The organism is Rosenbergiella collisarenosi (assembly GCF_018494085.1).
In the GTDB taxonomy this organism is placed as follows: domain Bacteria; phylum Pseudomonadota; class Gammaproteobacteria; order Enterobacterales; family Enterobacteriaceae; genus Rosenbergiella; species Rosenbergiella collisarenosi.
In genome coordinates this window covers 186239-195164 of sequence record NZ_JABBFP010000005.1, presented here as the reverse complement: position 1 = coordinate 195164, position 8926 = coordinate 186239, and the positions used below count along the sequence as shown (strand labels likewise).

9 protein-coding genes and 1 pseudogene are annotated in these 8926 nt (G+C 47.2%); all 10 read right to left on the bottom strand.

Annotation, left to right across the window (positions count from 1 at the left end):
* A pseudogene (locus tag HGT70_RS10415) lies at positions 1-540 on the bottom strand (cell envelope integrity protein TolA); the annotation flags it as partial.
* A 25-nt stretch (positions 541-565) separates the two neighbouring features.
* Positions 566-994 (bottom strand): colicin uptake protein TolR, encoded by a 429-nt coding sequence (gene tolR / locus HGT70_RS10410; protein WP_071434687.1) that lies wholly within the window; start codon positions 992-994, stop codon positions 566-568.
* Between the two features lie 14 nt (positions 995-1008).
* Positions 1009-1695 (bottom strand): Tol-Pal system protein TolQ, encoded by a 687-nt coding sequence (tolQ, locus tag HGT70_RS10405; RefSeq protein WP_214195774.1) that lies wholly within the window; start codon positions 1693-1695, stop codon positions 1009-1011.
* A complete protein-coding gene (gene ybgC / locus HGT70_RS10400) occupies positions 1692-2096 on the bottom strand; it encodes a tol-pal system-associated acyl-CoA thioesterase (RefSeq protein WP_071434683.1) in 405 nt (134 codons plus the stop codon). The genes tolQ and ybgC overlap by 4 nt, the downstream gene beginning before the upstream one ends.
* Positions 2097-2339: 243 nt before the next feature.
* Positions 2340-2447, bottom strand: coding sequence for a cytochrome bd-I oxidase subunit CydX (cydX, locus tag HGT70_RS10395; protein WP_157725248.1), 108 nt, complete (start codon positions 2445-2447; stop codon positions 2340-2342).
* Positions 2448-2459: 12 nt separating this feature from the next.
* Positions 2460-3599 (bottom strand): cytochrome d ubiquinol oxidase subunit II, encoded by a 1140-nt coding sequence (gene cydB / locus HGT70_RS10390; protein WP_071434681.1) that lies wholly within the window; start codon positions 3597-3599, stop codon positions 2460-2462.
* A 17-nt stretch (positions 3600-3616) separates the two neighbouring features.
* The gene (gene cydA / locus HGT70_RS10385) at positions 3617-5179 is read right to left on the bottom strand and encodes a cytochrome ubiquinol oxidase subunit I (protein ID WP_214195773.1); all 1563 of its coding nucleotides are present in this window, start codon (positions 5177-5179) and stop codon (positions 3617-3619) included.
* A gap of 418 nt (positions 5180-5597) precedes the next feature.
* Positions 5598-6473 (bottom strand): succinate--CoA ligase subunit alpha, encoded by an 876-nt coding sequence (gene sucD, locus HGT70_RS10380; protein ID WP_071434679.1) that lies wholly within the window; start codon positions 6471-6473, stop codon positions 5598-5600.
* Positions 6473-7639, bottom strand: a complete 1167-nt coding sequence (gene sucC / locus HGT70_RS10375) for an ADP-forming succinate--CoA ligase subunit beta (RefSeq protein ID WP_071434677.1) — start codon at positions 7637-7639, stop codon at positions 6473-6475. Before sucC ends, sucD begins: the two co-directional genes overlap by 1 nt.
* A gap of 56 nt (positions 7640-7695) precedes the next feature.
* Positions 7696-8916, bottom strand: coding sequence for a 2-oxoglutarate dehydrogenase complex dihydrolipoyllysine-residue succinyltransferase (gene odhB / locus HGT70_RS10370; protein ID WP_071434676.1), 1221 nt, complete (start codon positions 8914-8916; stop codon positions 7696-7698).
* Positions 8917-8926: the final 10 nt, after the last annotated feature.

The window sequence follows — 8926 nt, the reverse complement described above, 5'->3', positions numbered from 1 at the left end:
GGCCTGTTCTGCTGCCTCGGCTTTCGCTTGAGCCGCCGCCTGCTTGGCCTGTTCTGCTGCCTCGGCTTTCGCTTGAGCTGCCGCCTGCTTGGCCTGTTCTGCTGCCTCGGCTTTCGCTTGAGCTGCCGCCTGCTTAGCTTGTTCTGCTGCCTCGGCTTTCGCTTGAGCAGCCGCCTGCTTAGCTTGTTCTGCTGCCTCGGCTTTCGCTTGAGCAGCCGCCTCGGCTTTGGCCTGCTTAGCTTCTTGCGCCGCTTCTTTGGCTTGCTCTGCCGCTTCTGCTTTAGCTTGGGCAGCCGCTTGCTTCGCCTGCTCAGCCTTGGATGCAGGCTGAGCAGACTTAGACGCGTTATATTGCTCGACTACGGCACCAGGATCGACCATCACAGCATCAATATCACTCCCGCCACCGCCACCAGAGCTTGTTTCGATATGTTCATTCATTGAGCTGATAATCAATATTGCAATCAACACGACATGCAATGCGATAGAGATGACAACCGCTCTTTTCAACTTATCGTTCTGTTCTGTTAACTTCGACACTCACGATTCCCGCTATGCTTCGCTGTTAAATGGGTTGTGTCATTAAGCCTACTGATTTAACTCCTGCTTGATGCAGTAGATTCAGCGCCTTAATAATTTCATCGTAGGGCACTTCTTTTGCTCCCCCAATCAAGAAAACCGTTTTAGGGTTTTGCTCTAATTGGCGCTGAGCTTCATTGACGACCTGTTCAGGTGGCAACTGTGTCATACGATTATGATCAACAACAATGCTGTACTGACCAACACCAGCGACTTCAACGATAACAGGGGGGTTATCGTCGCTCGACACCGTTTTGGAGTCTGTTGCATCTGGCAGATCTACTTCAACGCTTTGCGTAATAATGGGAGCCGTTGCCATAAAGATCAGTAACAAAACGAGTAATACATCCAACAGTGGGACGATATTAATTTCTGATTTTAAGTCACGACGTCCGCGACCGCGCGTTCTAGCCATGAGTCAACCCCTGATTACTTAGTCATTTCGCTGTTATAAGCTTGACGGTGCAAGATGGCAGTAAATTCTTCTGCAAAATTGTCGTAACCCTGCTCAAGTTTATTCACACGCTGATTCAGGCGGTTGTAAGCCATTACCGCAGGGATCGCGGCGAAAAGACCGATTGCCGTTGCAATCAGTGCTTCTGCAATACCTGGAGCAACCATCTGTAAAGTGGCTTGTTTCACCGCACCGAGAGAAATAAAGGCATGCATGATCCCCCAAACCGTACCGAACAGGCCGATATAGGGACTAATAGAACCGACTGTACCTAAAAAAGGAATATGGGCTTCTAATGTCTCTAACTCACGGTTTGTTGAAATACGCATTGCACGTGTCGCACCTTCAACAACTGCATCAGGGATCGGGCTGTTGATTTTATGCAAACGCGCGAACTCTTTGAAACCCGAGTAGAAAATTTGTTCAGTACCTGTTAACTCGTCACGGCGTGTTTGGCTCTCTTGATATAGCTTGGACAGATCGACACCAGACCAGAATTTTTCTTCAAATTCGACGACTTCGCGCGAGGCAGCATTAAGGATCCGGGTACGTTGAATGATAATAGCCCATGAAACTATTGAGAAAGCTATCAAAATTAACATAATGAATTTGACCAGAAGGCTTGCCTTAAGGAACAAATCAAAAATATTCATGTCAGTCACTGCGTAAACTCCGCGACAATAAACGTAGGAAGCGCGATAGGCTTCATCTGGTGTAAATTAATGCAGGCAATCAACACCTCTGCCTCGTTGATGACTTTACCTTCAGCATCCATGATCCGTTGCAAAAAAGTAATAGTCGCGCGGGTCATCTTGACGATTTCAGTCGTCACCTCAAGCATATCGTCCAATCGTGCCGCCGCACGATAATCAACACTCATCTTACGAACGACAAATCCAATTTGTTTTTCGAGTAAGAATTGTTGGTTGATTGCTTTCGCACGTAACATTTCTGTTCTAGCACGTTCATAAAACGCGATATAGCTTGCATGATAAACCACGCCCCCCGCATCAGTGTCTTCGTAGTAAACTCTGATTGGCCAACGAAACAGCATTTGACTCACTCTACATCCCTATAATGGTTTAAACTCCGCTACTATACGCAAGAGCAATGAGCTTGGGAATGGGGCAAACTCTGCTTGATAAAATAATTATTTTTCTTTACCTTTTAAACGACTTACCGCCCGCGAAAAATAAATTTTAATGCTTATTTATCATGACGTTAGCCGACAAAATAAAAAAGCCCCACTGAACGAGTTCAGTAGGGCTAAAGAGAAGATTAGACAAATTAATTCAACAGCAGGATGTTACGGTTTCGGAGTTTTCTCTTTTTCACTGTTTTCTAACGCTAAAGCCGTCATTATTCCGAATGAACAAGCGAGTAAAGTGCCTAATATCCAGGCGAAATACCACATAGAGAACCCCCTTTAATACAGTGAGTGAGTATTGTTTTCGATATCTTGCTCGGTGATGCGACCAAACATTTTGTAATAACACCAGATGGTGTAGGCCAAAACGATAGGTACAAAGATCATCGCGGCAAAGGTCATGGTCGTCAAAGTGAGCTGACTCGACGTTGCATCCCACATCGTCAGACTATTACTATTATTGGTGCTCGATGGCATAATAAATGGGAACATTGCCACCCCTACCGTCATGATGACGCAGGCAATGGTCAGCGAAGAGGTCACGAAAGCCCATGCCGCACGTTTGATTGTCGCCAATAAACATGTCGCTAAGGCAAAAACCAACCCGCCAATGGGGAATATCCATAAAAGTGGTAGCGTGGCGAAGTTGGTCATCCATAAACCGACTCCGGTTACCACTTCTTTACCTAGCGGGTTTGATGCTGCACTGTGATTAAGGACAGATGCTAATTGATACCCTTCTATCCCCTTCGCCAACCATACTCCTGCTATTGCGAAACACACCAACATGATTACGCTACTGATTTGGCTACAACGCTGGCTTTTTTTCAATAACACGGAGTCGGTACGCATCATCAGGTAGGTCGCACCTTGCGTTAAGATCATTGTCACGCTCACCACACCAGTAACGAGTGCGAAAGGATTGAGTAGTTGAAAAAAGTTACCCGTGTAGAAAAGACGCAAATCACTATCGAAATGGAAAGGGACGCCTTGTAGTAGATTCCCGAACGCCACCCCAATAACCAAAGGAGGCACAAAACTACCGATAAAGATCCCCCAATCCCACATTCCGCGCCACGTTGGGTTTTCCAATTTTGACCGATAATCAAAGCCAATCGGACGGAAGAATAATGATGCGAGTACCAGCATCATCGCTACATAAAAGCCGGAAAATGCCGCGGCGTAGACCATTGGCCACGCAGCAAACAGCGCCCCCCCTGCTGTAATGAGCCATACCTGGTTTCCATCCCAGTGAGGAGCGATGCTATTGATCATGACCCGTCGTTCGTTATCACTACGACCGATTATGCGTCCCAACATCCCTACCCCCATATCGAAGCCGTCAGTGACGGCAAATCCGATAAATAGGATGCCAATCAGTAGCCACCACACAAAGCGTAATACTTCATAGTCAAACATACTTACGTCCTCGATTTTTACACTGAAGCGTGATCGGTAGATTGCTCGTGATGATAACGACCGGTTTTCAAACTCGATGGACCTAGACGAGCAAACTTAATCATCAAATACATTTCAGCGATAATGAATAAGGTGTAAAGGCCTAGTATTAATCCCATTGAGAAAAGTAGATCGCCTACAGATAAGGATGAGTGCGCGACGGCCGTCGGGAGTACTTCGCCGATCGCCCAAGGCTGACGTCCATATTCCGCCACAAACCAACCCGATTCGACCGCAATCCACGGTAAGGGCAGCGCACAAAAAACGGCTTTCAGTAGGCAGCGATTCTGCCCAATTCGATTACGTAGCACCGTAACAAAAGAAGCGGCGATGACTAAGAACATGAGAACACCACACAGCACCATTATCCGGAATGAAAAATAGAGCGGTGCCACACTCGGTATTGAATCTTTCGTTGCTTGCTGAATCTGAGCTTCTGTGGCATCGCTTACATTGGACGTGTAGCGTTTTAAGAGAAGTCCATAGCCTAAGTCCTTCTTGTGCTCCTCAAATGCCTCACGAACCGTACTGTCCTGATTACCATGACGTAGCTCGTTTAATAAGGCATAGGCTTTCACCCCATTCCTAATCCGAACTTCATGTTCGGCTAATAGATCTTTCAAGCCGAGAACCGGTTTATCGGTAGAACGTGTCGCGATTAACCCGAGTAGGTATGGCACTTGAACGGCGTAATGGTTTTTTTCCGCCTGTTGATCAGGAAGGCCAAATAACGTGAAAGCAGCAGGTGCAGGTTGTGTCTCCCACTCGGCCTCAATGGCGGCGAGTTTCGTTTTCTGTACATCCCCCATTTCATATCCCGATTCATCACCGAGAATAATCACTGAAAGAATCGCCGCCATGCCGAAACTCGCGGCGATAGCAAAAGAACGTTTTGCAAAAGCGATATCACGTCCTTTTAATAAGTACCACGCACTGATGGCCAGCACGAAAATCGCACCAGTGGTATAACCGGACGCGACGGTATGAACAAATTTAACTTGTGCAACGGGGTTTAATACGAGTTCAGAGAAACTCACCATCTCCATACGCATGGTTTCGAAGTTAAATTCTGAGGCTACCGGATTCTGCATCCATCCATTTGCGACGAGTATCCATAATGCAGAGAGATTAGATCCGAGTGCCACTAACCAAGTGACGGCCAAATGTTGTATTTTGCCTAATCTTTCCCAACCAAAGAAAAATAGCCCGACGAAGGTTGACTCCAAGAAGAAAGCCATCAGTCCTTCAATCGCAAGCGGCGCACCGAAGATATCGCCGACGTAGTGGGAGTAATAAGACCAGTTAGTGCCGAATTGAAACTCCATGGTGAGGCCAGTCGCGACCCCTAAGGCAAAATTGATCCCAAACAGTTTTCCCCAGAATTTGGTCATGTCTTTATAGATTTGCTTGCCGGTAAAAACATAGACAGTTTCCATAATTGCCAATAAGAACGCCATCCCAAGCGTTAGGGGGACAAATAGGAAATGGTACATTGCGGTCAAAGCAAACTGTAAGCGAGAGAGTTCGACGATATCAAACATTCTTACTCCTTGTTTTACTCTAGTTTTCACCAGTTACTGGAAATTATTTCAATAAACTCAATGAAATCTAAATAGATAGTGTTGATAACCCAGCGTAATAGTAATGGTCTTTAATTATGATTAGGCTGCTTATTATCTGCCGAAACGCCTCCTCTATTCTTTATTTGAAAAGGTGTTCTCTCCCTTGGTGTAGAACCGAGAGAGACGAGGAGCGGTAACGGTGATAGTGGAAGATAATGTAATCTTAGTGATTAATTATTTCTAGAAACTAGCGGAGGGTTAATTGATCTCGATCTAGATTTTAATAACTATATTTTGGAAATAATACAATGTTAAATTTAATTGGTTTTATTGTTTCAAATATGAATAAAAAAGCCACCGAAAAAATTCGATGGCTTATCATTTAGACGGCTAATAATTATTTAGCAGGCAGTACCGCTTTTACTGCATCACCGATGTCGGCAAGACTGCGAACCGTCTTAACGCCAGCGGCTTCAAGTGCAGCAAATTTCTCGTCTGCTGTACCTTTTCCGCCTGCGATAATCGCTCCAGCATGTCCCATACGCTTACCTTTAGGTGCAGTAACCCCTGCGATATAGCTCACGACAGGTTTAGTGACATGCGCTTTGATATAGGCTGCAGCCTCTTCCTCGGCGCTACCACCGATTTCGCCGATCATGACAATCGCTTCGGTTTGGGGATCTTTTTCGAATAATTCTAGAATGTCGATGAAGTTTGACCCTGGAATCGGATCACCACCGATACCGACACAGGTCGATTGGCCGTATCCGATATCAGTCGTTTGTTTAACGGCTTCGTAGGTCAGGGTCCCAGAGCGTGAAACGATCCCGACACGACCTGGTTGGTGAATGTGTCCAGGCATAATACCGATTTTACATTCGCCCGGCGTGATCACGCCTGGGCAGTTAGGCCCGATCATTCTTACGCCAGCTTGATCCAGTTTCACTTTCACGGTCAGCATATCCAGAGTTGGGATACCTTCGGTGATGGTGATGATCAGTTTAATGCCCGCGTCGATCGCCTCTAAAATACTGTCTTTACAGAACGGCGCTGGAACGTAGATCACAGAAGCGGTTGCGCCTGTGGCCTCAACGGCTTCACGTACAGTATTAAATACTGGTAAGCCTAAGTGGGTAGTTCCACCTTTTCCTGGCGTAACGCCACCGACCATTTGCGTACCGTAAGCGATCGCTTGTTCTGAGTGGAACGTACCTTGGCCACCGGTGAAGCCTTGGCAAATGACTTTAGTATTCTTATCGATCAAAATAGACATTATTTACCCTCCGCCGCAGCGACAACTTGCTGGGCAGCGTCAGTCAGACTGGTAGCTGCGATGATATTTAAACCACTTTCTGCTAAACGTTGTGCGCCTAATTCAGCATTATTCCCTTCAAGGCGAACGACGACTGGAACATTCACTCCAACTTCTTCAACTGCACCGATAATACCGTCGGCAATCAAGTCACAACGGACGATCCCACCAAAGATATTGACCAGTACTGCCTTCACTGCATCATCTGAGAGAATGATTTTAAAGGCTTCTGTAACACGCTCTTTCGTTGCACCACCGCCCACATCAAGGAAGTTGGCTGGTTGACCACCATGGTGTTTAACGATATCCATCGTTCCCATTGCCAGGCCAGCACCGTTGACCATACACCCGATGTTGCCTTCTAACGCAACGTAGTTGAGTTCCCACTGCGCAGCATGCGCTTCGCGAGAATCTTCTTGGCTTGGGTCATGCATTTCACGTAGTTCAGGTTGACGGAACATTGCGTTGCTATCAGCGCCCAGTTTACCATCTAGGCAAATCAGGTCGCCTTCTGTGGTGATCACTAACGGGTTGATTTCAACTAATGCCAGATCACGCTCTAAGAATAGCTTCGCTAAACCCATAAAGATTTTGGCGAATTGGCCAACTTGTTTCCCTTCCAGCCCCAGTTTAAACGCAAGCTCGCGACCTTGATAAGGCATTGGGCCGGTTAAAGGATCCAGCGCCATTTTATGAATTAAGTGTGGCGTTTCTTCAGCCACCTTCTCAATCTCAACACCGCCTTCTGTAGAGGCCATAAACACTACACGGCGGGTGCTACGGTCGACAACTGCGCCCAGATAAAGCTCTTTATCGATATCGGTAGCGGCTTCAACTAGAATCTGGTTAACGGGTTGGCCCTTTGCGTCAGTTTGGTAAGTCACTAAATTCTTACCCAACCAGCCTTCTGCAAAGCTGCGGATCTCTTCTTTACTCTTAACAACTTTTACGCCACCCGCTTTACCGCGGCCCCCGGCGTGAACTTGGCATTTTACTACCCACGGTCCACTACCAATCTTCGATGCAGCTTCTTCAGCTTCGCGAGGGGTAGAACAAGCGTAACCAGACGGCGCAGGTAAGCCATAACGTGCAAATAGCTGTTTCGCCTGATATTCATGTAAATTCATAGGGTATTATCCATTCAGGTCAGAAAAATAGGCGCGCTTTCGCACGCCATAGTAAATTAGACATCCAGCAGCAGACGTGCAGGATCTTCGAGTAGGTCTTTAATCGCGACGAGGTAGCTTACCGATTCACGACCATCGATCAGGCGGTGATCGTAGGAGAGTGCCAGATACATCATCGGTAGGATTTCCACTTGGCCATTGACCGCCATCGGACGATCCTTAATAGCATGCATGCCTAAGATCGCGCTTTGCGGTGGGTTGATGATCGGCGTTGACATCAACGATCCGAATACACCGCCATTAGTGATGGTAAAGTTACCGCCGGTCAACTCCTCAACCGTCAACTTACCGTCACGCCCTTTGATCGCCAACTCTTTAATCTTCTTCTCGATATCAGCCATGCTTAGCGCATCGACATCTTTCAGTACAGGCGTTACTAGGCCGCGTGGCGTTGATACCGCAATGCTGACATCGAAATAGTTGTGATAAACCACTTCGTCACCATCGATAGAAGCGTTCACTTCCGGGAAGCGTTTAAGGGCTTCGACCACCGCTTTAATATAGAAAGACATAAAGCCTAAGCGCACACCATGGCGTTTCTCAAACGCTTCGCCGTACTGCTTGCGAATTTGCATGATCGGCTTCATATTGACTTCATTGAAGGTGGTCAACATCGCCGTGCTGTTTTTCGCTTCTAATAGACGCTCCGCCACACGTTTACGTAAACGTGTCATCGGTACGCGTTTCTCGCTACGATTCGAAAGCGGCGTCGGCGCAGGCTGTGCTGCGGCTTCAGTTTTTGGAGACGATTTCGCCGCAGCCAGATGCTTTTCAACATCTTCACGCGTGATACGTCCACCCACACCACTACCTTTAATTTGGCTAGCATCGAGAGTATGTTCCGCGATTAACCGACGAATCGCAGGGGTAAGAAAATCATTAGATTCTTCATTACTCTCTTGGGTTGGCGCGGCAGAGGTGGCAGGCGCTTCTGATGCCGTAGCCGGCGTTGCTGAACTCTCCTTACCCGCACTGTTTCCTTCTTTCAGACGACCTAAAAGTTGACGAGAGACGACGGTCGCCCCCTCTTCCTCAACAATCGCCTCAAGTATGCCATCGGCCGCGGCAGGGACTTCTAGGATAACTTTATCCGTTTCAATTTCTACCAGCACTTCATCGCGCTGGACGCTGTCGCCAGGCTGTTTGTGCCACGTGGCAACGGTGGCATCGGCAACAGATTCCGGCAAATCGGGAACGAAAATTTCTAAGCTACTCATTGTCTTTCCT